Source organism: Pseudomonas sp. PDM31 (genome assembly GCF_019218965.1).
Taxonomy (GTDB): Bacteria; Pseudomonadota; Gammaproteobacteria; order Pseudomonadales; family Pseudomonadaceae; genus Aquipseudomonas.
In genome coordinates, this window is record NZ_JAHUWS010000002.1 from 412327 (window position 1) to 438152 (window position 25826).

A 25826-nucleotide genomic window follows, 5' to 3' on the forward strand; every position below is an offset into this window, starting at 1 on the left:
GTTTAAACGGCGCCTCAATCGAATAATTCCCGGTGGCCGCCAGTTGGTCATCGGGGTGCCCTTCATCTGGCTGTTCCTGTTCTTCATGTTGCCGTTCTTCATTGTCCTGAAGATCAGCTTCGCCGAAGCCGACGTAGCCATTCCGCCCTACACCGAAATCTACAGCTACGCCGAACAGAAACTGCAGTTGCTGCTGAACCTGGGCAACTACGCGATGCTCGGCGACGACGAGTTGTACATCGCCGCCTACCTCGGCTCGTTGAAGATGGCGCTGATCAGCACCATCCTCTGCCTGCTGATCGGCTACCCGATGGCCTACGGTATCGCCACCGCCCGCAAGGAAATGCAAACGGTGCTGGTGCTGCTGATCATGATGCCGACCTGGACCGCGATCCTGATCCGCGTGTATGCGTGGATGGGCATCCTCAGCAATAACGGTCTGCTTAACGGTTTCCTGATGAGCATGGGCTGGATCAACGAGCCACTGCAGATCCTCAACACCAACCTGGCGGTCTACATCGGGGTTGTGTACTCGTACCTGCCGTTCATGATCCTGCCGCTCTACGCCAACCTGGTGAAACACGACAACAGCCTGCTGGAAGCCGCCTCCGACCTGGGTTCGAGCACCTTCAACAGCTTCTGGAAGATCACCGTGCCGCTGTCGAAGAACGGCATCATTGCCGGCTGCATGCTGGTGTTCATCCCGGTCGTGGGTGAGTTCGTGATCCCGGAACTGCTCGGCGGTCCGGAAACCCTGATGATCGGTAAAGTGCTCTGGCAAGAGTTCTTCAACAACCGCGACTGGCCGGTGGCGTCTGCCCTGGCGGTGGTGATGCTGGCGATCCTGATTGTGCCGATCATCCTGTTCAACCGTAGTCAGGCCAAGGAAATGGAGGGCAAAGAATGAAGCGCTTCAGTTTCTCCAGCCTGATGCTGGTAGTGGGTTTGCTGTTCATCTACGCACCGATGCTGATCCTGGTGATCTACTCGTTCAACGCCTCGAAACTGGTGACGGTATGGGGCGGCTGGTCGATCAAGTGGTACGTCGGCCTGCTCGACAACACCCAACTGATGGGCTCGGTGCTGCGCTCGCTGGAAATCGCCTGCTACACGGCGATTGCTGCGGTGGCACTGGGTACATTGGCTGCGTTCGTCCTGACCCGCATCACCCACTTCAAGGGCCGCACGCTGTTCGGCGGCCTGGTCACCGCGCCGCTGGTGATGCCCGAAGTGATCACCGGTCTGTCGCTGTTGCTGCTGTTCGTGGCCATGGCACAGATGATCGGCTGGCCGCAGGAGCGGGGCATCGTCACCATCTGGATCGCGCACACGACTTTCTGTGCGGCGTATGTGGCGGTGGTGGTGTCGGCGCGCCTGCGTGAACTGGACCTGTCCATCGAAGAGGCGGCCATGGACCTCGGCGCGCGGCCGTGGAAGGTATTCTTCCTGATCACCATCCCGATGATCGCGCCGTCGCTGGCGGCCGGTGGCATGATGTCCTTCGCCCTGTCGCTGGACGACCTGGTGCTGGCCAGCTTCGTGTCGGGCCCGGGTTCCACGACCCTGCCGATGGAAGTGTTCTCGGCAGTGCGCCTGGGCGTGAAGCCTGAGATCAACGCCGTGGCCAGCCTGATTCTGTTGGCGGTTTCGCTGGTGACCTTCCTCGTCTGGTTCTTCAGCCGTCGCGCGGAAGAGAACCGCAAGCGGGCGATCCAGCTGGCGATCGAAGAAGCGGCAGCCGACTCCTGGAAACAACCGGACGTGCGTCGCGCTCAGGCTCCGGAAGCGGCATGAGCCTGAAATCGGGTTGACCGCTATCCTGTGGCCAACCCAGATACTTTGTAGGAGCCGGCTTGCTGGCGATGGTGGTTCAGCAGCATTGATGTCGACTGACACACCATCGCCAGCAAGCCGGCGCCTACAGGTTTCTATGCCATCCAGTGGGTTGTCCGGACGGCCTTAACGAAGCTCATCGGCCAGAACCCCGACTCCTGATCCCTAAGCGAATCTCTGGTGTGGTTGCTGCCTGCGCTACACAGCAGACCCCTGTGGGAGCGGGCTTGCCCGCGATGGCGTCAGCCCGGCCAGCAAAGACCTACTGCGCAGCCCGCGCCGGCACCAGCTTCAACGTACTGCGTGTATTGGCCGTGACCTCTTCATCACTCAGATGCGCCTGGAAATACATCCCGTCGACATAGGCTTCGGCCTGATCGTCATAGTGGCTGTCGAACAGCACACCACTCTGACCAACCGGGTTGATGGTCAGGCTGTGGGCCGGGTCGGCGAAGTCGATCAGGCGCCGGGTCGAGGGGCCGTAGGTGACGGGCCACGGAGCCGGGCCGATCTTCGCCGAAAGGTTGTTCGGCACTTCATGACTGCCAGGGGCGGCGAATGGACCGACATTGAAGAACCGGTCCAGCGGTTTTTGCTGCCCCAGGGGATGGCCGTGGGTCAGTGTGTGGGCGTTGCCCCATTGCCATTGGGCAAAGTCCGCACCCAGAGTGGTCTTGAGGTGGGCGATGCTCGCCTGCCACGCAGCCTTCACTGTGTCGGCGCGGGTTTCCTTGCCGGGAGTGTCGCGGTTGTCCCACCATGGCGAATCTGCGGTGGCGGCCAGGCGCGGCAGCGCGGCGTCAATCACCCGGGTCGAGAGCAGGGTTTCGAAGAAGTCGTTGCCCAGTTCATCGTGCATGGCGGCGTCAGCCAGGTTGAACAGGAGCTGATTGAACAGCGTGGCGCTGGTCGAATCGAGCGGGTAGTCGCCTTGCCACAGGGCCAGTTGTTCCACCAGTTTGAGTTCAGCGGGATCGCTGACCACTTCACGCAATACCGGCAGCAGCGGCGCCAATAGGCGAGGGCCGTAGGCGGTGGTGGTACCCAGTTGCAGCTTCTGACTGTTTTCCAGGTCCCACTTGACGGCGTTGTCGCCCAGTTGGCGATCGAGCTGCTGGCCACGATCGGCAAGGTTGTAATAGCCGGGAATCTCCATGCCTGTTGGTGATAGCGGCTGGAAGTTGGCCGAGACAATGTAGCCCCGTGCCGGGTTCTCTTCCTGCGGGTTGGCGCTGAACGGGTAGAAGCCGTCCTTGTCCGCCTCGGCCGTGCTGCCGTCCAGGATGAACTCCGGGCGCACGCCGGCGGGACGCTTGGGTAATTGCGCAGCTGCCCACCAGGCGATGTCGCCTTTGGCGTTTGCCCACACCACATTCAGGCCTGGTGCATGGATCTTGGCGGCGGCGCTGCGGGCCTTGGTCAGGGTCTCGGCGCGGTTGAGCTGATAGAAGCCTTCAAGAATCGGGTTCTGGCTTTCCAGGAAGCCCCACCACATGGCGATCGGCGTTTTGCCGACGCTGGCACCCAGGGCGTCGTTCACGATCGGGCCGTGCGGCGACTGGCGCAGTACCAGCGTCACCGGCGCCTGGCCCTTGACCGCGATCTGCTGCTCGCTGGTGGTCATGTCCACCCACTCGCCGCGATACCAGACCTGGTTGGAGTTGTCCGGGTTGACCTTCTCGGCGATCAGGTCGAGGTCATCGTTCTGGAACATGGTGATGCTCCAGCCGAAGTCGCGGTTCATGCCCAGCGAAGCAAACGGCATCAGGGCCTGATAGTGGCCGTAAAGGTCGAAGCCCGGCGCCGAGAGCTGTGCCTCGTACCACACTGACGGTGCGGAAAAGCGGATATGCGGATCACCGGCCAGCAGCGGCTTGCCGCTTTGGGTACGGCTGCCCGCAACCACCCACGCATTGCTGCCTTCGAATTGCGGCAGGCCATTGTCGGCCAGTGCCTGCTCGCTCAGTCGGGCGAGGGCATTGAGGTCTTTCCAGTCGGCATTGGCCAGTGGCGGCACGCTGGCGTTGTGATGGTTCGCCAGCACGCCCTTGGACTGCCAGCCGAGATCGAACACATCCAGATAGTTCGCCCCCAACTGATCGCGAACATAGGTCAGCAATGGCTCGGTGCGAAACGCCGCGGCAAAGCTGTAGGCCATGTAGCCGGCGATGCTGATGGTGTCCTGGGTAGTGAATGGGCGCTTGGGAATGCCCAGCACATCGAATTCGACGGGGCGGGCGTGGCTGTCCTGATACTGGTTGATGCCGTCCAGGTAGGCCTGCATGGCGATAAAGGCCGGGGTCGATTTGTCCAGGTTCGCCAGGTGGGTTTCGGCGCGCTCGCGAATGCGCAGGCTGCGCATCAATTTGTCGGTATCGAGCAGTTTCGGCCCGAGCACTTCGGCCAGCTCGCCGCGGGCAAGGCGACGCAGGACTTCCATCTGGAACAAGCGGTCCTGGGCATGCACGTAGCCGAGGGCGCGGTACAGGTCGGTTTCGTTCTCGGCGCGAATATGCGGGACGCCGCGTTCGTCGTAGCGAACGGTGACCGGGCCTTGCAGGTGGTGCAACTGCATCGTGCCCTGGCGTGACGGCTGCTTGCTGTAGAGGTACCCGCCGGCACCGGCGGCGAGGACAACGATCAGAAGAACAAGCGCGATCAGGCTACGTTTCATGAAAACTCCTTGTTGTTATTGTGTTCCCTGGTGCCATTGTTTATCACGGCCCGACTCTTTGGCGCATCGCCCATAGGAGGGATTCGTTTTGCCGTGCTTGTCCCTATTTCGCCGGATCGACCGGCCACGGGCAGTAACAGCCCACAGCCAGCGTATGCGTGGCACTCACCGCACGGCCTTCATCCAGCGCTTGCAGGATCGGCTCGATGAAGCTGTTGCTCGAATTGCAGGTCAGGCCTTCGCTGTAGGGGCCGAAGTACGCCAGTTTGCCGCTGCGATCCCAGATCGCCACGGCCGGGCTGGCGGGAATCTGTTCGGAGCCGGGCAGGACGGTGATGGATTTGAGGTCGCTCAAGGTGTTGGGTAACTGGCCATGGCTGCCGGGCTTTTGTACCGCATAGAACTCCACGCCATGGGGCTCATAGCGCTGGACCAGTTCGCTCAGGTGTTGTTGGTTGCCGACGTTGCACGGGCAGGCCGGGTCCCAGAAATGCACCAGACGGATAGCGCCGGGGCCGGCGAGGTTGTCCGGAAGGCGCAACGGGTCGCCGGAAAACACTGCGGTATGCTCGCTGAAGGCACGCAGGTAACGCCCTTGGAACCAGTCGTAAGCCGCCCACAGCACCCCGGCGCACACCAGGGCGAGCAGGCTGGCAAACAAAGTGGTGCGGTAGGGCGAGCGCATGGGTATCAATCCTCGAAGGCCGCCCAGCTTGCCATGCTTGCCGCTACAGATGAATATCGCAGGTCTATAAAGTCCGTTTCATGCTCTGGAATTGTTCATGTCTGCCACTTTTGACCCTGATGATTTGCGTGCCAGCCTGCGGCCACTGGCGGCCATGCAGCCGTTATCGGCGCAGGCGCAGGCCTATCAGCGGTTCTACGGGCTGGATTTCGCGCAGCGTCAGGTTCGCAGTGGCCTGGGGCGCTTCGAGGTCGATGGTTATGAACTGGTCAGCCAGTTCTGGTGGCCGGAACGGGCGAAGGCGACGCTGTTTGTCTTCCACGGTTTCTACGACCACACCGGGCTTTACCGGCATGTGATCGAGTGGGCGCTGGACCAGGACTTTGCGGTAATTGCCTGCGACCTGCCGGGGCATGGGCTATCCAGCGGCGAGCGCGCCAGCATCAAGGATTTCGCCGAGTATCAGGACACGCTGCAAGGGCTGTTTCGCGAGGCGCAGTCCCTTGATCTGCCGCAGCCATGGCACCTGTGCGGGCAAAGCACGGGCGGGGCGATTGTGGTCGATCACGTGCTCAATGCCGGTGCGAGCAGCCCGGCCCAGGGTCAGGTGATTCTGTTGTCACCGCTGGTGCGGCCACGGGCCTGGGGTTGGTCGCAGCTGAGTTATTACCTGCTCAAGCCTTTCGTCAAAGCCATTGCCCGGCGCTTCAGCGAGAACTCCAACGACCCGGCTTTTTTGCCATTCCTGCAGGCCGATCCGTTGCAGCCGCTGCGGCTGCCCACAGCCTGGGTCGGCGCGCTGTCGCGCTGGATCAAGCATATTGAAGCCGCTCCCCTGAGCAGCCGGCGCCCGCTGATTGTGCAGGGGCAGGCGGATATGACGGTGGACTGGCAGCACAATCTGCAAGTGCTGCGCGGCAAATTCGATCGGCCGCAGGTGTTGATGTTGCCAGAGGGGCGGCATCATCTGGCGAATGAGACGCTGGTGATGCGCCAGGAGTATTTCGGGTTCTTGAGCAAGCGGATCAAGGGCCGCAATTCCTAGCGACAGCCAGGGCCTCTTCGCGAGCAAGCCCGCTCCTGCATTGGATTTGTGATCGACGCAGATCCCCGTGGGAGCGGGCTTGCTCGCGAAAGCTATTTACAAGGCGCCGAAGATCATTGGGTGAGATTCGACGAACTCTGCCCCACCGCCAACCCCGCCCGAATCGCCGCCAGGGCCGCCTGGTAATACGCCTGGCCTTCAGCCGACTCGGCAAAGGTGGCGAATTCTTCCAGTTCGTTGTCCGACAGGTCGCGATACACATACAGCAGCGTGTTGTTCAGATCGCTGCCAATCTGGTCCATCAGGCGCTGACGCTGGCCATTCAACATGCTTTGGGCCTGACCGGTGCCAAGCAAACCGGGGATCATCGAACTCAAGCTGTCCGCAGCCACGCCGGCAATCGCCAGGCTGACTTCTGCGCCGGCCTCGCGAGCAGGCAGGGCCTGGGCCAGGTGACCGATAATCAGCATACGGCTGTCGCTGGCCTGCATCTTCGGCAAACCCTTGGCATTTTTTGCCAGTTGGTCGCGACGGGTCGCCAGCAACTCGGCGGCGACGACCTTCTTGCCCAAGGGCGACTGAAAGAAGGTCAGCGCCGGTTTCGGGTTGGCGAGGTTCTTGCGCAACTGCGCTTCGGCACGCTGGTCCACCGCATTGGCAGCAAAGCGTTGATTGCTGTTGGTAAGCAGCGCCTGAAATACCGCCGGTGGCAGGCTGCTCTGGTAGCGTTGCTGAGCGGCTGAAAGGGCGTCGGTGAAATGCGCGCGTTGTTCCGGCCAGCCGGCGACCTTGTACAACTGGTCATGGCCGTCTGCCCAGGCGGGCAAAACGCAGAGCATCAACAGTGATAAAAGCAAACGGCGCATAGGGACTCCTGTCAGCAGGCGACTATTCTCCGTGTGGCATCCCTACTTGTCGAGAATTCGTATCAACCCGCTGCGTGGCTCTGTCGGATTTCCGGGCACAGGAATACTATGCGCGCCATGCAAATATCCTCTGATCACCCGCTGCTGTTACGAATCGTCGACGACCTGGCCGAGCACGGCTGGTCGCAGCAGAATGTTTTCCTGCCCCTGGATCTGACCCGGGCACTGGCGGCCGAGTGCCGTAAACGTGCCGCCGAGGGTGAACTGGCCCCGGCCGCCGTGGGCCGCGGGCCGACGTCGGAGATCCGCGAAGGAATCCGTGGTGATCATATCCAGTGGATCGATCCCGGTCAGGCCGAAGCCTGCGACAGCTACCTGAGCCTGATGGACAGCCTGCGCGAGGCGATCAATCGTGGCTTGTTTCTGGGGCTGGAGGATTTCGAAAGCCATTTTGCGATGTATCCACCTGGTGCCTTCTACCTCAAGCATGTCGACCGCTTCCGCGATGACGACCGGCGCATGGTCTCGGCGGTGGTTTACCTCAATGACGCCTGGTTGCCGGAGCACGGCGGTCAGTTGCGCATGTACCTGGACAATGACCGAGCCTACGACGTGCAGCCTATAGGTGGTTGTCTGGTGGTGTTTCTGTCGGGTGAGGTGCCCCACGAAGTCCTGCCCGCGACCCGTGATCGCCTGTCGTTGACCGGCTGGTTCCGTCGCCGTGGCAACGAGCCGTTCTGAGATGGAAAAGATTCTGGTCAGTCGCTGCCTGTTGGGCCACCGCGTGCGTTATGACGGCGGGGCGAGCGGGCCGTTCGATCTGCTGCAACTGTGGCTCGACGAAGGCCGGGTAGTGCCGTTGTGCCCGGAGGTGGCCGGTGGGCTGCCAACGCCACGGGCGGCGGCGGAAATTCCGGGTGGGCAGGGCGCGCAAGTGCTCGACGGCCGGGCGCTGGTGATCACCACTGAGGGCGAGGATGTCAGTGCGCAGTTTCTGTCCGGAGCACATCAAGCGCTGGAACTGGTGCAACAGCACGGCATCCGCATCGCCGTACTCAAGGCCAACAGCCCGTCCTGTGGCAATCTGCTGACCTATGACGGCACGTTCAGCGGGGTCAAGGTCAGCGGCGAAGGGGTGACGGCGGCGTTGCTCAAGCGCCATGGCGTGCAGGTGTTCAGCGAGCTGGAACTGGCCGAGGCTGCCCGGGCACTGGCTGTCCTGGGCTGACCTGGCTACTCAAGGATCTTTGCGGCCAGCGCCTCAACCTGTTCCTGTCGCTCGGCCTGATTGAGCTTCGCGTGCGGATTGAGCGATGACCACTGTGGGTGCGCCCGGGCCTTGTTCAGGGCTTCGGGCAGCTTGCCTTCGCGCCAGGTCTTGTCCTGAGGCGTGGCCACCTGGATGCTGTCCAGCGCCGCGTGTCCTCGGACATTCAACGCCTGCAGCAGTTGTCGCTGGCGCAGCGCCAACAGGCGCAGCACGTTGTCATCGACCGTGAGTTCGCGCTGGCCCTTGATCTTGCCCATCAAGCGGCTGCCGTAGCTTCGCGCGGTTTGCAGGGCGCCGCCGGCGATAGCCCCGGCCAGTGCAGCGGCGCCGAGGGTCAGGCCGCCGACCAGCAGGTCGACTCCGGCTCCGGCGGCAGCTCCCGCAGCGATTCCGCCACCGACCCGCACGCCCAGTAGCTTGAGGGTTTCCGGGTTGAACAGGTCATCTCCCCAACGGCCATCGAGCAGCGGCAAGTCGCTGGCTGCGGCGTCCTGCGGGCGGAAGGCGTAGAGCTTGAGCAAGGCCTCGACGCAGCGCTGTTCCCGTTGGCGCACGGCTTTGCGCAGTTCGCCGATTGCTTGCTGCTCCTGCTCGACGTCGCTGACCACGCTGCGCCGGCAGGCGGCACAATCGATCAGCAATTCGGCAATCAACCGCGCCGCGCTTTGCTGACGAGCCAGGCGTTGAGCCTGTTGGTCGGCGATCAGGCGTTCCAGTTGCGGCCGGGCGCTTTCCAGCAGCAGGGCGAGGCTTTCATACAATCGGCGCTCACCATCCTCCGGCGGGGCGACGCTGTCGAAGCGCACCAGGGCATGCAAGCCCAGTCGTGCCAGGGCTTCACGCCACGCAGGCTCGCGGTGGTTGGCGCTGCTGACGAAATTCAGCACCGGCAGCAGCGGTTTGCCACAGCCGGCCAGCACCTCCAGCTCATCGCGGTACTTGGCCAGCACTGGTTCCCGGGCGTCGATCACATAGAGACCGGCGTCAGAGGCCAGCAGTTGCCGCAGCACCTTGGCTTCCTGTTCGAAACGTTGCCGGGCTTCGCTGCCATCGAGGAAGCGCGCCAGCCGCGCCGGACCGTCGAGGCGTTCGCCGGGACGTTCCAGGCGTTCAAGGTAGTCGAGCAGGGCGATGGCATCTTCCAGGCCGGGGGTGTCATAAAGGTCGAGCAGCGGCTCGCCATCCACCGACAGGCGCGCGCCTTCGACATGCCGTGTGGTGCTGGGGCGGTGAGAGACTTCACCGAAGCCGACGTCCCGGGTCAGGGTACGCAGCAACGAGGTTTTGCCGACATTGGTGTGGCCGACCACCGCGAGCTTCAGGGGCTGTTTCCAGGCATTAGTCATGACCGGTCTCCAGCCAGTTCATAGGCGCACTGTCGGCGAACGGCAATTGCAGTTGTTGCAGCGCCACGTGCCAGTCGCCCAGACGCTCGGCGTCCAGTGCTTCGCCAGGAGGTGCCTGCAGCAACCAGACCCGGGTAGCGCTGGCGTTGCGCGCCAATTCGGCGATCAGTGCCAGGCTGCCGCGATCCGGCGAGCGCCGCGGATCGCAAGCGATGGCCAGGCGGGCAGGGGGAAAGCGGCTTAATTGTTCAAGGAGTCGGTTGCGCGATTCGCGGCTGTCGAGGATGCCGGCATTGCTGACGTTTTTCGGCAGTTGCGGCGGCCATGGGCGTTGATCGTCCAGCTCGATGGCGACGAGCAGCGCACCATCGCTTTGCTGGTCACTGACACCGCTCTCCACGCGGTGCAGTTGAGCCGGTGCCGCATCGCTGACACCCAGACGCTCACTGGTGGGCATCAGCCGTTCACGCAATTGGGCGTAACCGGGCAGGTTCAAGTCCAGATGCAAGGCGGCCTGCCCGGCTCTCCAGCGCCACAGGCAAAACCCGGCGAGCACAAGACGCGGCACAACGCCGTAGACCAGCAGCACGCCGACCAGCCATGCGGCCCAGGCCTGGCGGGCGCTTTCGATATTCAGGGCAGCGTCGCCACTGGCGCGGATCATCTCTACGGTGGGCACACTGAAACCGAGCAGGGCCGGCAGCGCGCCGAGGGCCTGGGTCACGGCAATAAAGGTATCAGCACCGAGGATGGTCGTTTCCCAGACAAAGCCATAACGCCGGGTCGCCATCAGAGTCAGCAGGATCACCAAGGCGCTGAGCATCGCCAGTAACCACAGACTGTTGACCAGCACGCCGATCGCCCAGCGATTGAGTTTCTGTCGTTGCAGCAACAGCAGCAACGCCGGAGCCAATTGGGCGGCTTTGGCATCGCGAGCGAATTTTTCGCTGAGCCACAGCCACAAGCGTCCCAGCGTTGCACCGTGCTCGCCGGCAAACACCAGGCCGAGCGCCCAGCTCAGCAGCAGAATCAGGTTCAGCCCGAGCAGGCTGCCCAAGGCCCAGAACACGTTCACCGGAGTCTGGCCGTCGCCCAGTGCGGCAAACGCCAGGCCGGCGCCGCTGATCACGGCCAGCGCCGCCAAGACCAACAATGCCAGCCGCGCACCTTGCAGCCAGTGTTTCAGGGCGTCGGCCAGACCATCGCGCTCGGCCAGCCATAGGGCCCGGCGCAAAATGCGCGACGGCAAATCGCCGCCGGCGCTACGGGCCAGTCGGTTGGCTTCAAGGTCCTCCAGGGGGCCGGCGTGCTCTTCGCGCAGGCGAATGGTTTCTGTCAGCCAGAGGTTATTCAGTTCAGTCACGCGGCATTCCGTCGCTTAATCGAGCTGTGAGCATAACCGCTGTGGCGCTTATCGGCGAAAGCAAGGCTCTGGTATCCTCGCCGACATGACTAAATCACTCCCCCTCAGCCTGATCGCAGCCCTCGGTGAAAACCGCGTGATCGGCGTCGACAACAGCATGCCCTGGCACTTGCCGGGGGACTTCAGATACTTCAAGGCCACCACCCTGGGCAAGCCGATCATCATGGGTCGCAAGACCTGGGATTCCCTCGGTCGGCCGCTACCGGGCCGGTTGAACATCGTGGTCAGCCGCCAGGCGGATCTGGTGCTGGAAGGCGCAGAGGTTTATCCGTCGCTGGAAGCGGCAGTGATTCGCGCAGAAGAATGGGCGAAGGAACAGGGCGTCGATGAGCTGATGCTGATTGGCGGCGCGCAGTTGTATGCGCAAGGGTTGGCTCAGGCCGATCGCCTGTATTTGACCCGCGTGGCGCTGAGTCCGGAAGGGGATGCGTGGTTTCCGGAGTTTGATTTGGGCCAGTGGAAACTGGTGTCGAATATGCCGAATCCGGCCGAGGGCGACAAGCCGGCGTACAACTTCGAAGTCTGGGAAAAAGCTTAAGAGCTTCGCGAGCAAGCCCGCTCCCACAGGGGATGTGTGTCGTTCACAGATCCAAGGTGGGAGCGGGCTTGCTCGCGAAGGGGCCTACTCAGTGGCTGCAAAGCTTAAGCGTGAGCCAACTCCGAATGCTCATCCGCATCCAGTAGTTCTTTGTCCGTCTGCTGCATCACCTGGCTGGTAATCGCCCCGGCCGTGATCGAACCACTCACGTTCAACGCCGTACGCCCCATATCAATCAACGGCTCGACCGAAATCAGCAACGCCACCAGTGACACCGGCAAACCCATCGCCGGCAGCACGATCAATGCGGCAAACGTCGCGCCACCACCGACACCGGCCACGCCAGCCGAGCTCAAGGTCACAATCGCCACCAGCGTCGCGATCCACAGCGGGTCCAGCGGGTTGATGCCCACGGCTGGCGCCACCATCACTGCCAACATGGCCGGGTACAGGCCGGCGCAGCCATTCTGGCCGATGGTCGCGCCGAACGAGGCAGAAAAACTGGCGACGGACTGTGGAATGCCCAGGCGACTGGTCTGCGCTTCGATGCTCAACGGGATCGTTGCCGCGCTCGACCGGCTGGTGAAAGCAAACGTCAGCACCGGCCAGATCTTGCGGAAGAAACGCAGCGGGTTGATCCCGGCGGCTGACACCAACAGCCCGTGCACGACAAACATCAGGCCCAGGCCAATGTAGGACACCACCACGAAGCTGCCGAGCTTGATGATGTCTTGCAGGTTGGAACCGGCGACCACTTTGGTCATCAGCGCCAGCACGCCATACGGGGTCAGCTTCATCACCAGGCGCACCAGACGCATCACCCAGGCTTGCAGGGTGTCGATGGCATTGATCACTTTCTGACCTTTTTCCACGTCATCCTTGAGCAATTGCAGGGCCGCGACGCCGAGGAACGCGGCGAAAATCACCACACTGATGATCGACGTCGGCTTGGCCCGCGCCAGGTCGGCGAATGGATTCTGCGGAATGAACGACAGCAGTAACTGCGGCACATTCAGGTCAGCGACCTTGCCCGCATAGTCGCTCTGAATGGTTTGCAGGCGAGCCATTTCCTGGGTGCCGGCTACCAGGCCCTCGGCGGTCAGGCCGAACAAATTGGTCAGGCCGATACCGATCAGCGCCGCGATGGCGGTGGTAAACAGCAGGGTGCCGATGGTCAGGAAACTGATCTTGCCCAGGGACGAGGCGTTATGCAGGCGGGCCACGGCGCTGAGGATCGAGGCGAAGACCAGCGGGATCACGATCATTTGCAGCAACTGCACATAACCGTTGCCGACCAGATCGAACCAGCCGATCGAGGCTTTGAGTACCGGATTGCCGGCACCGTAGACAGTGTGCAGGGCCACACCGAATACCACGCCCAGCACGAGGGCGAGCAAGACTTTTTTCGCCAGGCTGAATGTAGTGTGGCGGGTTTGCGCCAGGCCAACGAGCAGGGCCAGGAACACCAGCAGATTGAGGATCAGCGGCAGATTCATGAAAACTCCGAGTGAGACTTGTGCTGGCTGCCTTGGGGGGCAGCTGCGAACCGGTAAGCCTAACAGCTTGAAAACTAAAGATTTAATATCAAAAGCGTAGGGTGTCCGTCGTTTTTGGAATAAGCGGATGTCGCTGTCGGGACAGCAACTGGCGCGATAGGGACGCAGGCGGTCGCTGACAGACGGGAGCTGTCACACTTATTTGTTAGCGTCGATGTCTTTAAATCAGGGAGATTTTCCAATGAAGTTCGCACCGAAGTTTTTGGCCTTGGCGCTTTGCATCGGCCTCGGCGGCCAGGCATTCGCGACCGATCTGAAACACTGGCCTGCCGATCAGGCCAAGGCGCTGGACGCAATGATTGCCGCCAACGCCAACAAAGGTAACTACGCGGTGTTCGACATGGACAACACCAGTTACCGCTACGACCTTGAAGAGTCGTTGCTGCCGTTCATGGAGAACAAGGGCCTGATCACCCGCGACAAGCTCGACCCCTCCCTGAAACTGATTCCGTTCAAGGACACCGCCGACCACAAGGAAAGCCTGTTCAGCTACTACTACCGCCTCTGCGAACTCGACGACATGGTTTGCTATCCATGGGTCGCCCAGGTGTTTTCCGGCTTCACCCTGCAGGAGCTCAAGGGCTACGTCGATGAAATGATGGCGTCCGGCAAACCGGTACCGGCCACTTATTACGAAGGCGACGTGGTCAAGAAACTCGACGTCAACCCGCCGAAAATCTTCACCGGCCAGCAAGAGCTGTACAACAAGCTGATGGAGAACGGCATCGAGGTCTACGTAATGACCGCCGCTTCCGAAGAATTGGTGCGTATGGTCGCGTCCGATCCGAAGTACGGCTACAACGTCAAACCGCAGAACGTGATTGGTGTGACGTTGCTGCTCAAGGACCCCAAGACCGGCGAACTGACCACCGCACGCAAGCAAATCACCGCCGGCAAATATGACGAGAAGGCCAACCTGGGCCTTGAACTGACCCCGTACCTGTGGACCCCGGCGACCTGGATGGCCGGCAAGCATGCGGCGATCCTGACCTACATCGATGAGTGGAAAAAACCGGTCCTTGTCGGCGGAGACACCCCAACCAGCGACGGCTACATGCTGTTCCACGATGTGGACGTAGCCAAGGGTGGCATCCACCTGTGGGTCAACCGCAAAGACAAATACATGACCCAGATTAACGGCATGATGGCCAAGCACGCCGCGGCACAGGCCAAAGAAGGGCTGCCGGTGACGGCGGACAAGAACTGGGTGATCGTCAAGCCGGAAGAGATTCAGTAAGACCGCGGCGCTGCCTTCGCGAGCAAGCCCGCTCCCACACTGTATCTGTGAACGACGCAAATCCAGTGTGGGAGCGGGCTTGCTCGCGAAGAGGCCCGTCCGGGCAATGAAAGCCTCTGTTTGATCGGCTTCTTCCTACAGTCACAACCTGCACGTTCTTGCGTAACGGACTACGACTACTTCAGAATCCGCCGACTTGTGCGCCTGTTTGGCGGGTTCTATCTTCTCCGCGTCGCTGCCCATCAGTGATCGGGTTTGGTAGCCCGGATTTTCCAGGCGCATGACTACACCGTCAGCAGGTTTTTCGACTCTGCTTTTATGGTGGTCATGCGTAGGGCGCTCTCGAGCGCGCCGGCTCCCTGGACCGGTCTACCAACCTGCGTATGGCTGCCACCTTTCGTTTGGTAGCGAAGGTGATAGCTCCCTGTTTCCAGGAGAATCATCAATGCTCAAAATTACCCCCGATCCCCCAAATACCGACAACCTGTCCGCCCACATCAACACCACCCCGCGCAAACCCAGCCGAACATTCATCATCGCCCCCGGCCTCGACACCGAAACCCTCCTGGCCCACGCCTGCGAATCCCTCGCCTCGGCCAATGTCATGGCCAGCGATTTCGCCGCACTGCTCGAAGGCTCGCAACGCAGCACGATGCTGGGGATCGCCCAGGTCATCATGCTGGGCGAACTGGCGGTAAATCAGGCGCTGGATAACCTCGACCCGCAGGGTTAGCGCAAGCATCGCCCGGACGAATGCTTTCCTGTAGGAGCGAGCATGCTCGCGAAGGACGTCAACGATAACGCTGGAAGCCTGATTCGACGAGGCACCTTCAGGTTTTTCGCGAGCATGCTCGCTCCTACAGAAGGATTGGCTAAAACAAATGTGTCCCGCACTCGCCGGGGCACTTTTATTGCGGCGAATCCTGGCGTATCGCGAGCGCACCGACTTCCACACTCCATTTCAGAATCAACCTACATCAATCAAAGAATGATCTGATTTTTCCTCCGTATCGCCTCTTCTAGCGTGTGTCCTTTCGATCCGACAAGGGCACATTTCGCATGAAGCGCTACAACATCACAGTCGGGGCTAAAACCACCGTCGGCGGCACGGTCCTCAGCGGGTGGCATCGCGGCGACATCAATGGCCAGGCCATGGCGCGTGAAGGCGATGAAGTCAAATGCCCGGAATGCGACAGCACCGGGACAATTATCTGTGTCGGCCCACGCCTGTCGGAAGATTGGGAAGGACGCAAGCCCGCGCTGGATGGCGACCTGTGCAAGTGCAAGTGCGATCCATCGCCCAAGCTGATTGCCAACCAGACCATCAGATGCCAACAGATTGAAGCCGGCACCGTTGCGCCGCCTGCCCGAGTCGCCGCGCAATCCGTCAAGCCGGTCGAAGTACCTCAACCAACCGTTGAACCGCGCACATCCGGCTACGCACCGCCGCCGAGCCCTCCTGTAACGAGCTACAGCGAGCAGCCGGGGCAGGTCTGCCAGAATCTTTGGCGCAGCTACCAGCAAAGAGCCGAAGCCATCGTGGCGCCGGGCGGCGTCCTGATCTCCGACCCAAAGGCGCGTAATCGTGCGATCAATGCGGCATACGCCCGATTGTGGCTGGAGGATCAGCGCTTCCAATGGGCGGGTCTCGCGGCGTTCGCTTCCAAGCAGGTGGGTTGCGGGTTGTTGCATGCGGCGGATTCGATCGAAAAGATAGAGGCAGAAAAGGAGGCAAAACAACGGCGGGTGGAGGCGCATAGGAGAAAGCCCGCTGGCTTGTTCGGTTGGTTCAGCAAGAGCGAAAGGCAGACCACAGCACGCGAGCTTGAGCAGGCTGAACGAGATTACGAGCAGGCCCGCAACAACAATCCGACGTGGTGGCTCGACGTGCGAAGCCCGAACCAGCCGTTGTCGCTCGTGCAGGAGCAACTCAAGTACGTGCACGACATGCTGGCGCTGGGCAATACCACGCTGTTTCTGGATGTGTTTCCGCTACATGCTTTTTATAAAGAACGTGGGTTGTGGGCGTTCAAGACATGTCTGGAGTCACGTCATAAAATTTATGGGCATGATCAATATCCGGTCCTGTGGCCGATTGAGCAGGAAAGATTGGAATTTGGCTATGACCACAAGGAAATCCTGCAAGCTTTCGAAGCCGTCGAGGCCGGCAACATTGCCGAAAGTGTTGTGCATCTGGCTTGGCACGAACAGAAGAACATCCTGCAGCCATCGATGTACAGCGATGTGCAATTGGTACGCTTGCTACGTGGCAACCATCTCTCCTACGTCACGAACTTCCCCTCCGGTGCTGCGGCAGCGGTCGAGCTGACACTGGCCAGTCAGTGCCACCCCAGCGAAGATGGTCGCACCGTTGACTTCAGCAGCGATTACTCTGCCAATCTGGCTGATATCCATCAACGCATGACCTTTGTGCTCAAGGCGGCGACGCAATTCGATGAGCTCCTACGGCGCTCTGATCGCCCACTGATCGAACAGGGGATTCTCGATATAGCCGCAGGCCGGGGCGTGCGATGAATCCGCTGCGACGCATGAAGTGGCGACGGAAGGTTTTAGCCATTGCAGTCGCGGCTCTGCTGATAATGGCGGTGATGCGAGCGCTATCGGATAAGCCGGAAATTGCGCTGGTGATCGACGAACCATGGGAAGCCATGCGCCTGCGCTCCAGCGCGGCCATCGATCCGGATTTTCCTGGGTACTCCTGGTTCAGTACTCCCAAGTCCGACGCACGCCTACATTTTATCGACGACCAACTCGGATTTTTGACCCCGCTGGCTCGTTTTTTTACGGTTAGTTTCGATCGTAATGGGTTAGTCAGAAGTCTGCGAATGTCCCCGCAAATCGAGCCGCTGTTACTCGACGTTCCACAGAGGAGCGCTATCTCATAAAACTACAAGTTGCCAGACCATGGGTAAATCCTTGACTCGCTCATCGAAGGTCTGAGGGCGGCGGGAGCCCATATCAGTCTGAGAATTTATGCGGCTCGAGCTTTTTTAATGGAGTGGATATACATGGTGCTACGCATATTTTGGCCAGTTATGTATCTAATCGGAGGTGTCTTACCTGCTTTTGGATTGGCCCTGCTAAGCTCGGTCTTTATGATGTTTGGTGAAGCCTTCGGTATTTTGATCGGCCTATTCGCATGGTCTGGGACTGTAGGGCTTGCTCTTGCGGCACTGAATAGACCTAGTGTTACAGGATATTACAGTAGGCGCTTTATATCGTTAATGTTAATAATGGGGCTGGTAGCTATCACCCCTCCGTTAGTAGGCTCACTAACCCATCCCAGCAATAAAATTTGGTTTAGCGTGGCAATGATTAGTCCAACATTACTGGCGCTTTTCTATCTGGGAGAGATGTTGCGGACATCTAGTTCTTGCGAATGACGAATTTGGCTTGTGACTCGGTTCTGAATATGCCTTCGGAATACGCTGGCAAGTAAGATGTACTCAATAGGCGCTGCAAAAAATACCCCGCACTTGGCGGGGCATCTTTACTTAACGCGTTAAACGTTATAGCCCATCAAGCATCGCCTTATTACGCACAGCACCCTTGTCAGCACTGGTCGCCAGTAAAGCGTAGGCTTTCAACGCTGTGGTCACTTTGCGCGGACGCACTTCCACCGGTTTCCAGCCTTTCTTGTCTTGCTCAACGCGGCGCACAGCCAGTTCTTCGTCGCTGACCAACAGGTTGATCGAGCGGTTCGGGATGTCGATCAGTACTTTGTCGCCGTCCTGCACCAGGCCGATTGCGCCGCCAGCAGCCGCTTCAGGCGAAGCGTGGCCGATGGACAGGCCCGAGGTGCCGCCGGAGAAACGGCCGTCGGTGAGCAGGGCACAGGCTTTGCCCAGGCCTTTGGATTTCAGGTACGAAGTCGGGTAGAGCATTTCCTGCATGCCCGGGCCGCCTTTCGGGCCTTCGTAGCGGATGATGACGATGTCGCCTTCCTTCACTTCGTCAGCGAGGATGCCGCGTACGGCGCTGTCCTGGCTTTCGAAAATTTTCGCGTTGCCTTCGAACACGTGGATCGACTCGTCGACGCCGGCGGTTTTCACCACGCAGCCGTCCAGGGCGATGTTGCCGTACAGCACGGCCAGGCCGCCTTCTTGCGAGTAGGCGTGCTCGACGCTGCGGATGCAGCCGTTTTCACGGTCGTCGTCCAGGGTGTCCCAACGGGTCGACTGGCTGAATGCGGTTTGCGTCGGGATGCCAGCAGGACCGGCCTTGAAGAAGTGATGCACCGCTTCGTCGTTGGTCTGGGTGATGTCCCACTTGGCGATGGCTTCTTCCATGCTGCGGCTGTGCACGGTCGGCAGCTGGGTGTGCAGCAGGCCGCCACGGGCCAGCGAGCCGAGGATGCTGAAGATCCCGCCGGCACGATGCACGTCTTCCATGTGGTACTTCTGGATGTTCGGCGCGACCTTGCACAGTTGCGGCACGTGACGGGACAGGCGGTCGATGTCGCGCAGGTCGAAATCGATCTCGGCTTCCTGGGCGGCGGCCAGCAGGTGCAGGATGGTGTTGGTGGAACCGCCCATGGCGATGTCCAGGGTCATGGCGTTTTCGAACGCCTGGAAGTTGGCGATGTTGCGCGGCAACACCGACTCGTCGTTCTCGCCGTAGTAACGCTTGCACAGCTCGACGATGGTGCGACCGGCCTGCAGGAACAGCTGCTCGCGGTCGCTGTGGGTGGCCAGGGTCGAACCGTTGCCCGGCAAGGCCAGGCCCAGGGCTTCTACCAGGCAGTTCATCGAGTTGGCGGTGAACATGCCGGAGCACGAACCGCAGGTCGGGCAGGCGCTGCGCTCGTACTCGGCGACTTTCTCGTCAGAAGCGCTGGAGTCGGCGGCGATCACCATGGCGTCGACCAGGTCGAGGCCGTGGGAGGCGAGTTTGGTCTTGCCGGCTTCCATCGGGCCGCCGGAGACGAAGATCACCGGGATGTTCAGGCGCAGGGACGCCATCAGCATGCCAGGGGTGATCTTGTCGCAGTTGGAAATGCAAACGATGGCGTCGGCGCAGTGGGCGTTGACCATGTACTCGACGGAGTCGGCGATGATCTCGCGGCTCGGCAGCGAATAGAGCATGCCGTCGTGGCCCATGGCGATGCCGTCATCGACAGCGATGGTGTTGAATTCCTTTGCCACACCGCCAGCGCGTTCGATTTCGCGGGCGACCAGTTGGCCCAGGTCCTTGAGGTGGACATGGCCAGGCACGAACTGGGTGAAGGAGTTGGCAATGGCGATGATCGGCTTTTTGAAGTCGTCATCTTTCATCCCCGTGGCGCGCCACAATGCGCGGGCGCCGGCCATGTTGCGGCCGTGGGTGGATGTTTTCGAGCGGTAATCAGGCATGAAGCACTCCGGGCGGCTAATCAGGTATCAAAAGGGAAGTGAGCTTCTATTGACGTCTGGAACACCCAGAAATGGCCGTGTGTCCGGAAGTTGCCGATAACTTTGCGGGATCGCCGCGCGCTTCAGCTTGAGCTCATAAACCCGCCGGGGATGACTGGCGATGAATGTGGCGATTCTACACGGCTGGCGGCGGGAGGGAATGCCTGCAAGCATTCACGAGACGTGTGGGCAAACGCAACCCTGTAGGAGCGAGCATGCTCGCGATGGACTCAAGGCCGCCGTGGGTTGTCAGGTTTCCCGCGTTATCGTTGACGACCATCGCGAGCATGCTCGCTCCTACAGGAGACGGGAGACGGTGATGTCAGAGCCAGGTGGCGTCCCACAGTGGGTAATCGCCGATATGGTCGACAAGCCCTGCGCGTAACGGGTTGGCGATGATGTACCGAGCAGCAGCCTTCAGGTCTTCCTCCCGGCGCAGCGCCCGGTCGAAATAACCTTTCTGCCACAGCCTCTCTGGCTGGCCTCGCTGGAGGTTGATGGCGCGGGCACTTCGGGCTTTGGTGGTTTGCATCAGTTTCGGCAAATCGCCGTTGTGCAATTCGAGCAGCCAGTGAAAGTGATCCGGCATGACGACCCAGGCAATAGAAGTGGCCTTTCCCGAGTCATGAGCCTTTCTGAATTCATGCACGAGCAGGCGCCCCATGCGCCAGTCCTTGAAGACCGGGGTTCGCTCGTGGGTAACAGCAGTGAGCAGATAGATCCGGCCCTGCTCTGAGTGCCGGCCGGAGCGCAAACGGTGGCCGTGTGGCGTGCTGGACATTCCGTTGTCCTCTTCTGTGGTTGGAAGAGAAACCTTAGACGCCACAGGTGAGGCTGTCGTAAAGACAGAGAGTCAAAATGTGTCGCCAGTCGCTTTATCTGTAGGAGCGAGCATGCTCGCGATGAACCTGAGAACACCGCTGGGTGTCAGGTTTCCCGCGTTATCGTTAACGTCCATCGCGAGCGTGCTCGCTCCTACAGGTGTTGGTCTGACGATTGATTAATGCATTGAGAGCAAGCGCCGCCGAGCTGAGCAGCAGGAAAGACAGTGCCAAGGTGACTTGCAGATCTGTTCCACTCAGGTTGATCAATGCGCTGGTCAGACCACCGCAGATGAAAACCAGTGTGTTTCCGGCCGATGCCGACGTGCCGGCGTTTTCCGGGAATACCTCCATGGCTTTGGAAGTTGCGATCGGGCGGGCGATGATGGTGCCGGCAGTGCAGATGATCATCGGCGCCAGCACAGTCAGGATCGAAAGCACCAGCAAGCTTGAGAGTACCAGCATCACCAGTCCGCCACAGAAGATCAGACCGAGACCCACGATGATTTGCGTGTTGGGGGCGATCCGGCCGGCGAGAAACCGGGCGAGAACCCCTCCGAGGATGTAAGCCGCTCCGTAGAGCAGCAGGGTCAGCGAAAACTCATAGGTCGATAGCTGCAACTGCTCCATGAAAATCAGCGGCGAGACCACGATGAAGGAAAAGTGGCAGGTGAATGCAATCGCCGCGATCAGCCAATAGCCGATGAAACCTATATCGCCGCATACCAGACGGTATGAGCTGAGGATGCTCTGACGCGAGGTTTTGATTGCGCGCGGGTTATCCAGAAAAAAGCAAACCTTCACAAATACGGCGGCGGCCACGGCGATAAACAGCAAAAAGCTGCCGGGCCAATCCAGAATCTGTTGCAGCACGCTACCGACCAGTGGCGAGATGGAAATGAAAACCCCGCTGGCAGTGATCATCAGAATCCGCAGTCGGTCCCGCTCCTTGCCCTCGAACAGATCCTGGATCAGTGCCTGCGAAAGCACGAAGCAACCGCAGCCGATGGCCTGCACCATCCGAAATACCAGGAACCAGGTGTATTCCGTCGACAGGACACAGCCCAGCGCGCCGATGATCGAAACCATCATGCCCGTCAGCAGCAGGTTTTTACGCCCGAATGAGTCCGAAAGTGGACCGATCACCAGTTGGGAAAGCGAGATACCGACAGCGAAAAAACTGATGGATAACGCAATGTCGGCAGGAGAGGTCCGGAAGTGTTCCGCCAGAGCAGGGAAGGAGGGCAGCAAAACATCAAGGGGAAAAACGCTGAGCAACGTCATGGCCATCAGCAGCAGGATGGCTGAAACCTTTTGCGTGGATTTATTGCTGTACTCCATCAGTCAGTCTGCTCATTCCGTGAGAGGTGGCCGAGGATTGATTTGTTGAGAGGGGGAAGTCAATGCGGGGAGGGTAGGATCATTCCCTATTCATTGTGGGACTGAGCTTTTTGGTGGCGAACAAACTCGCGAAGTCATCAATCCAGCCGACATCCATGTTGGCTGGCGTTTTTGCGACCAGGTCGGATCGCTGCACCGCCGCACCCACAGGAAATTTGCATTCCAATATGGGCGCGGTGCGCGTCTTAGCTGTTTGGCAACAACCGGCAAGTAATGCTCTTGATATACCGAGTCTCGGCAATCGCCGGATGCACCGGATGATCCGGGCCCTGGCCGCCGCGTTCGAGCATCTGGATGTTGCGGTCCAGGTGGCGGGCGCTGGTCAGCAGGATGTTTTGCAGGTCGTCTTCGGGCAGGTGCATCGAGCAGGATGCGCTGACCAGGATGCCGTCCTTGCTGAGCAGGCGCATGGCTTGCTCGTTCAGGCGGCGGTAGGCGCCTTCGCCGTTTTTCATGTCTTTCTTGCGTTTGATGAAGGCTGGCGGGTCGGCGACGATCACGTCGAAACGCTCTTCGCTGGCTTTCAACTCTTTCAGGGCTTCGAAGACGTCGCCTTCGATGCAAGTCATTTTTTCGGCGAAGCCGTTCAGGGCGGCGTTGCGCTCCACGCCATCAAGGGCGAAGGAGGAGGCGTCGACGCAGAACACTTCGCTGGCGCCGAACGCGGCAGCCTGCACGCCCCAGCCGCCGATGTAGCTGTACAGGTCCAGAACGCGTTTGCCCTTGGCATACGGAGCCAGACGGGCGCGGTTCATGCGGTGGTCGTAGAACCAGCCGGTTTTCTGGCCCTGGATGACCGGGGCTTCGAATTTCACGCCGTTCTCTTCCAGCGCGACCCACTCCGGCACCAGGCCGAACACGGTTTCGACGTAGCGATTGAGGCCTTCGGCGTCGCGAGCGGCGGAATCGTTCTTGAACAGGATGCCGCTTGGCTTGAGCACTTGGGTCAGTGCTGCGATCACGTCGTCTTTATGGGCTTCCATGGTCGCCGAAGCGATCTGCACCACGAGGATGTCGCCGAAACGGTCGACCACCAGACCCGGCAGCAGGTCGGAGTCACCGTACACCAGGCGATAGAAAGGCTTGTCGAACAGGCGGTCGCGCAGGGACAAGGCGACGTTCAGGCGGTGCACCAGCAGCGACTTGTCCAGCGGCAGCTTTATGTCACGCGACAGCAGGCGCGCGCAGATCAGGTTGTTCGGGCTCATGGCAACGATGCCCAGCGACTTGCCGCCGGCAGATTCGAGAATCGCCTGATCGCCGGCCTTGAAGCCGTGCAACGGGGTGGCGGCCACGTCGATTTCGTTGCTGTAGACCCACAAGTGGCCGTTGCGCAGGCGACGGTCGGCGTTGGCTTTGAGGCGCAGGCTAGGCAGGGACATGACGTCGCTCCGGAAAAAAGAGCGGGATTATAGCGTGTTGAGGGTGGCGGCGGGTCTGGTGTGCGATGAACGCGGGAGTTTCGGACTTGCGGGAAGGCCAAAAAGATCGCAGCCCCCGGTAATCGGCGTTTACAAGCCCGCAAACTGGGCTTCAATGAAAGTTCAGCCGAAATGCCCTCTGGTGTGTCGGATCCAACTTCATAAAGGTTAGAATCGCCTCCTGACCCAGAGTGTGCACTTATGTCCCAAGAGCTGACTTCCGAACAGATCCAACAAGCCCTGCAGGGCATCAGCGTGCCCGCCCAGCCGCAAATCATGGTGGATTTGCAGATGGAGCAGTACATGCCCGATCCGGATCTGGAAGTCATCGCCAAGCTTATTTCCCAGGACCCGGGCCTTTCCGGTTCCTTGCTGAAGATCGTCAACTCGCCGTATTACGGCCTGAGCAACAAGATTGCGTCGATCCAGCGCGCCGTGAATCTGCTGGGCAGCCGTTCGATCATCAACCTGATCAACGCGCAGTCGATCAAGGGTGAGATGAACGACGAGACCATCGTTACCCTGAACCGTTTCTGGGACACCGCCCAGGACGTGGCGATGACCTGCCTCACACTGGCCAAGCGCATCGGCATTCAGAACGGTGACGAAGCCTACGCATTGGGCTTGTTCCACGACTGCGGCGTGCCGCTGATGCTGCAGCGCTTCCCCAGCTACATGGGTGTTCTGGAGCAGGCCTATGCCAACGCCAGTGCCGAATGCCGGGTGGTGGATACCGAGAACCGTGAATTCAACACCAACCATGCGGTGGTCGGTTACTACACGGCCAAGTCCTGGCGCCTGCCGGAGCATGTGAGCACGGCGATCGCCAATCACCATAACGCCCTGGCGATTTTCAGCGATGAGTCGTCACGCAACAGCTCGTTGAAGAACCTGCTGGCGATCCTGAAGATGGCCGAGCACATTTGCGCGTCCTATCGGGTCCTGGGGAATCAGACCGAGGATCACGAGTGGAACAGCATCGCGCCTTTGGTGCTCGATTACGTTGGCCTCTCGGACTACGACTTCGAGACCCTGAAGCAGACGATTCGCGACCTCGGTACTCATCGCTGAGATTTTCCAACTCGAGAGCCTGATCGAGAGCGCCATGCCTGAACTGCCAGAAGTCGAAACCACCCGTCGCGGCATAGCGCCGCATCTGGAGGGCCAACGTGTCACCCGGGTGATCGTGCGCGACCGGCGTCTGCGCTGGCCGATTCCCGAGGACCTCGATGTGCGCTTGTCGGGCCAGCGCATCGTGCTGGTGGAACGGCGCGCCAAATACCTGTTGATCAACGCCGAAGTCGGCACCTTGATCAGTCACTTGGGCATGTCGGGCAATTTGCGTCTGGTGGAGGCCGGGTTGCCGGCACTCAAGCATGAGCATGTGGACATCGAGCTGGAGTCGGGCCTGGCCCTGCGCTACACCGACCCAAGGCGTTTTGGTGCGATGCTCTGGAGCCTCGACCCGCTCAACCACGAGTTGCTGATTCGCCTGGGGCCGGAGCCGTTGACCGATCTGTTCGACGGCGAGCGGTTGTTCCAGCAGTCCCGTGGGCGCTCAATGGCGGTCAAGCCGTTCATCATGGACAACGCGGTGGTGGTGGGGGTCGGCAATATTTACGCGACCGAAGCGCTGTTCGCCGCGGGCATTGACCCGCGTCGCGAAGCCGGGAGCATCTCCCGGGCGCGTTACCTGAAGCTGGCGATCGAGATCAAACGCATCCTGGCCGCCGCCATCGAGCGCGGCGGTACTACCTTGCGCGATTTCATCGGCGGGGATGGCCAGCCGGGTTATTTCCAGCAGGAATTGTTTGTGTACGGCCGTGGCGGCGAACACTGCAAGGTTTGCGGCACGGGGCTGCGCGAAGTGAAGCTTGGGCAGCGTGCGAGCGTTTTTTGTCCGCGTTGTCAGAGTTGATACGCGCGGTAAACCTTTAAGAATTTGGCGCCCTGACAGGCGCCAGATGACTCAAGCCTTGCCGGTAATCTTCCGATACTTCTCCATCAACTGTTCTTCAGTTTCCGGATGGGCTTCGTCCAGCGGAATGCAATCCACCGGGCAGACCTGCTGGCACTGCGGTTCGTCGTAGTGGCCGACGCACTGGGTGCACAGGTTCGGGTCGATCACGTAGATCTCTTCGCCTTGGGAAATGGCGGCGTTCGGGCACTCGGGTTCGCAGACGTCGCAGTTGATGCAATCGTCGGTGATGATCAGGGACATGCTAACTCCAGCCGGGGCGGCAGGCCCGGGCGCAATAAATCAATGCGCGTAATTGTGCCGTATTGGTGGGCGCTATGC

23 protein-coding genes are annotated in these 25826 nt (G+C 60.5%); 12 read left to right on the forward strand and 11 right to left on the reverse strand.

What is annotated here, in order from left to right; genetic code table 11:
- Positions 1-25: 25 nt before the first annotated feature.
- Positions 26-907 (forward strand): ABC transporter permease subunit, encoded by an 882-nt coding sequence (locus KW839_RS05105; RefSeq protein WP_236707815.1) that lies wholly within the window; start codon positions 26-28, stop codon positions 905-907.
- On the forward strand, positions 904-1794 hold the full coding sequence (locus KW839_RS05110) for an ABC transporter permease subunit (RefSeq protein ID WP_218423620.1): 891 nt from the start codon (positions 904-906) through the stop codon (positions 1792-1794). The genes KW839_RS05105 and KW839_RS05110 overlap by 4 nt, the downstream gene beginning before the upstream one ends.
- Positions 1795-2095: 301 nt before the next feature.
- On the opposite strand, the gene KW839_RS05115 is transcribed toward KW839_RS05110, so the two are convergent.
- Both KW839_RS05115 and KW839_RS05120 read right to left on the reverse strand, forming a co-directional pair.
- Entirely contained in the window at positions 2096-4507 is a 2412-nt protein-coding gene (locus KW839_RS05115) for a penicillin acylase family protein (RefSeq protein ID WP_218423621.1), read from the reverse strand.
- Positions 4508-4610: 103 nt separating this feature from the next.
- Positions 4611-5192, reverse strand: coding sequence for a DUF6436 domain-containing protein (locus tag KW839_RS05120; RefSeq protein WP_218423622.1), 582 nt, complete (start codon positions 5190-5192; stop codon positions 4611-4613).
- Positions 5193-5289: 97 nt separating this feature from the next.
- On the opposite strand from KW839_RS05120, the gene KW839_RS05125 reads away from it, so the two are divergent.
- A complete protein-coding gene (locus tag KW839_RS05125) occupies positions 5290-6237 on the forward strand; it encodes an alpha/beta hydrolase (protein WP_218423623.1) in 948 nt (315 codons plus the stop codon).
- A gap of 113 nt (positions 6238-6350) precedes the next feature.
- Here the strand turns inward: KW839_RS05125 and KW839_RS05130 are convergent, their stop codons facing one another.
- A complete protein-coding gene (locus KW839_RS05130) occupies positions 6351-7103 on the reverse strand; it encodes a DUF2059 domain-containing protein (protein WP_060542452.1) in 753 nt (250 codons plus the stop codon).
- A gap of 108 nt (positions 7104-7211) precedes the next feature.
- On the opposite strand from KW839_RS05130, the gene KW839_RS05135 reads away from it, so the two are divergent.
- Positions 7212-7844, forward strand: coding sequence for a 2OG-Fe(II) oxygenase (locus KW839_RS05135; protein ID WP_218423624.1), 633 nt, complete (start codon positions 7212-7214; stop codon positions 7842-7844).
- A 1-nt stretch (position 7845) separates the two neighbouring features.
- Positions 7846-8331, forward strand: coding sequence for a DUF523 domain-containing protein (locus tag KW839_RS05140; protein WP_218423625.1), 486 nt, complete (start codon positions 7846-7848; stop codon positions 8329-8331).
- Between the two features lie 5 nt (positions 8332-8336).
- Here the strand turns inward: KW839_RS05140 and KW839_RS05145 are convergent, their stop codons facing one another.
- Positions 8337-9719: a GTPase/DUF3482 domain-containing protein gene (locus tag KW839_RS05145; RefSeq protein ID WP_060542449.1), complete on the reverse strand. Its 1383-nt coding sequence runs from the start codon at positions 9717-9719 to the stop codon at positions 8337-8339.
- Positions 9712-11082 carry a DUF2868 domain-containing protein gene (locus KW839_RS05150; protein ID WP_218423626.1) on the reverse strand — a complete coding sequence of 457 codons (1371 nt, stop codon included), beginning with the start codon at positions 11080-11082 and terminating at the stop codon, positions 9712-9714. Before KW839_RS05150 ends, KW839_RS05145 begins: the two co-directional genes overlap by 8 nt.
- An 85-nt stretch (positions 11083-11167) precedes the next feature.
- Here KW839_RS05150 and KW839_RS05155 point away from each other — a divergent pair, with 85 nt between their 5' ends.
- Positions 11168-11680, forward strand: coding sequence for a dihydrofolate reductase (locus KW839_RS05155; protein ID WP_218423627.1), 513 nt, complete (start codon positions 11168-11170; stop codon positions 11678-11680).
- Positions 11681-11784: 104 nt separating this feature from the next.
- On the opposite strand, the gene KW839_RS05160 is transcribed toward KW839_RS05155, so the two are convergent.
- Positions 11785-13176: an L-cystine transporter gene (locus tag KW839_RS05160; RefSeq protein WP_218423628.1), complete on the reverse strand. Its 1392-nt coding sequence runs from the start codon at positions 13174-13176 to the stop codon at positions 11785-11787.
- A 241-nt stretch (positions 13177-13417) separates the two neighbouring features.
- On the opposite strand from KW839_RS05160, the gene KW839_RS05165 reads away from it, so the two are divergent.
- The 4 genes from KW839_RS05165 (at position 13418) to KW839_RS05180 (ending at position 17379) form a co-directional block, all read left to right on the forward strand.
- Positions 13418-14473: a haloacid dehalogenase-like hydrolase gene (locus KW839_RS05165; protein ID WP_218423629.1), complete on the forward strand. Its 1056-nt coding sequence runs from the start codon at positions 13418-13420 to the stop codon at positions 14471-14473.
- Positions 14474-14918: 445 nt separating this feature from the next.
- Positions 14919-15206: a DUF6124 family protein gene (locus KW839_RS05170; protein WP_218423630.1), complete on the forward strand. Its 288-nt coding sequence runs from the start codon at positions 14919-14921 to the stop codon at positions 15204-15206.
- A gap of 326 nt (positions 15207-15532) precedes the next feature.
- Positions 15533-17008, forward strand: coding sequence for a PAAR domain-containing protein (locus KW839_RS27555; protein WP_082457570.1), 1476 nt, complete (start codon positions 15533-15535; stop codon positions 17006-17008).
- A complete protein-coding gene (locus tag KW839_RS05180; RefSeq protein WP_156465519.1) occupies positions 17005-17379 on the forward strand; it encodes a hypothetical protein in 375 nt (124 codons plus the stop codon). Before KW839_RS27555 ends, KW839_RS05180 begins: the two co-directional genes overlap by 4 nt.
- Before the next feature lie 624 nt (positions 17380-18003).
- Here KW839_RS05180 and ilvD read toward each other — a convergent pair.
- From ilvD to KW839_RS05200, 4 genes are all read right to left on the reverse strand, one after another.
- Entirely contained in the window at positions 18004-19845 is a 1842-nt protein-coding gene (gene ilvD, locus KW839_RS05185; RefSeq protein ID WP_060542442.1) for a dihydroxy-acid dehydratase, read from the reverse strand.
- A gap of 361 nt (positions 19846-20206) precedes the next feature.
- Positions 20207-20665 (reverse strand): transposase, encoded by a 459-nt coding sequence (locus KW839_RS05190; RefSeq protein ID WP_218423631.1) that lies wholly within the window; start codon positions 20663-20665, stop codon positions 20207-20209.
- A gap of 166 nt (positions 20666-20831) precedes the next feature.
- The gene (locus KW839_RS05195) at positions 20832-22046 is read right to left on the reverse strand and encodes an MFS transporter (protein ID WP_218423632.1); all 1215 of its coding nucleotides are present in this window, start codon (positions 22044-22046) and stop codon (positions 20832-20834) included.
- Positions 22047-22291: 245 nt separating this feature from the next.
- Positions 22292-23488, reverse strand: a complete 1197-nt coding sequence (locus KW839_RS05200) for a class I SAM-dependent rRNA methyltransferase (RefSeq protein WP_060542439.1) — start codon at positions 23486-23488, stop codon at positions 22292-22294.
- Between the two features lie 294 nt (positions 23489-23782).
- Between KW839_RS05200 and KW839_RS05205 the strand changes: the two genes are divergently transcribed.
- Both KW839_RS05205 and mutM read left to right on the forward strand, forming a co-directional pair.
- Positions 23783-24598 carry an HDOD domain-containing protein gene (locus tag KW839_RS05205; RefSeq protein WP_162237405.1) on the forward strand — a complete coding sequence of 272 codons (816 nt, stop codon included), beginning with the start codon at positions 23783-23785 and terminating at the stop codon, positions 24596-24598.
- 34 nt (positions 24599-24632) lie between these two features.
- A complete protein-coding gene (mutM, locus tag KW839_RS05210; RefSeq protein ID WP_060542437.1) occupies positions 24633-25445 on the forward strand; it encodes a bifunctional DNA-formamidopyrimidine glycosylase/DNA-(apurinic or apyrimidinic site) lyase in 813 nt (270 codons plus the stop codon).
- A gap of 51 nt (positions 25446-25496) precedes the next feature.
- Here the strand turns inward: mutM and KW839_RS05215 are convergent, their stop codons facing one another.
- On the reverse strand, positions 25497-25748 hold the full coding sequence (locus tag KW839_RS05215) for a YfhL family 4Fe-4S dicluster ferredoxin (protein WP_003195146.1): 252 nt from the start codon (positions 25746-25748) through the stop codon (positions 25497-25499).
- Between the last annotated feature and the right edge of the window lie 78 nt (positions 25749-25826).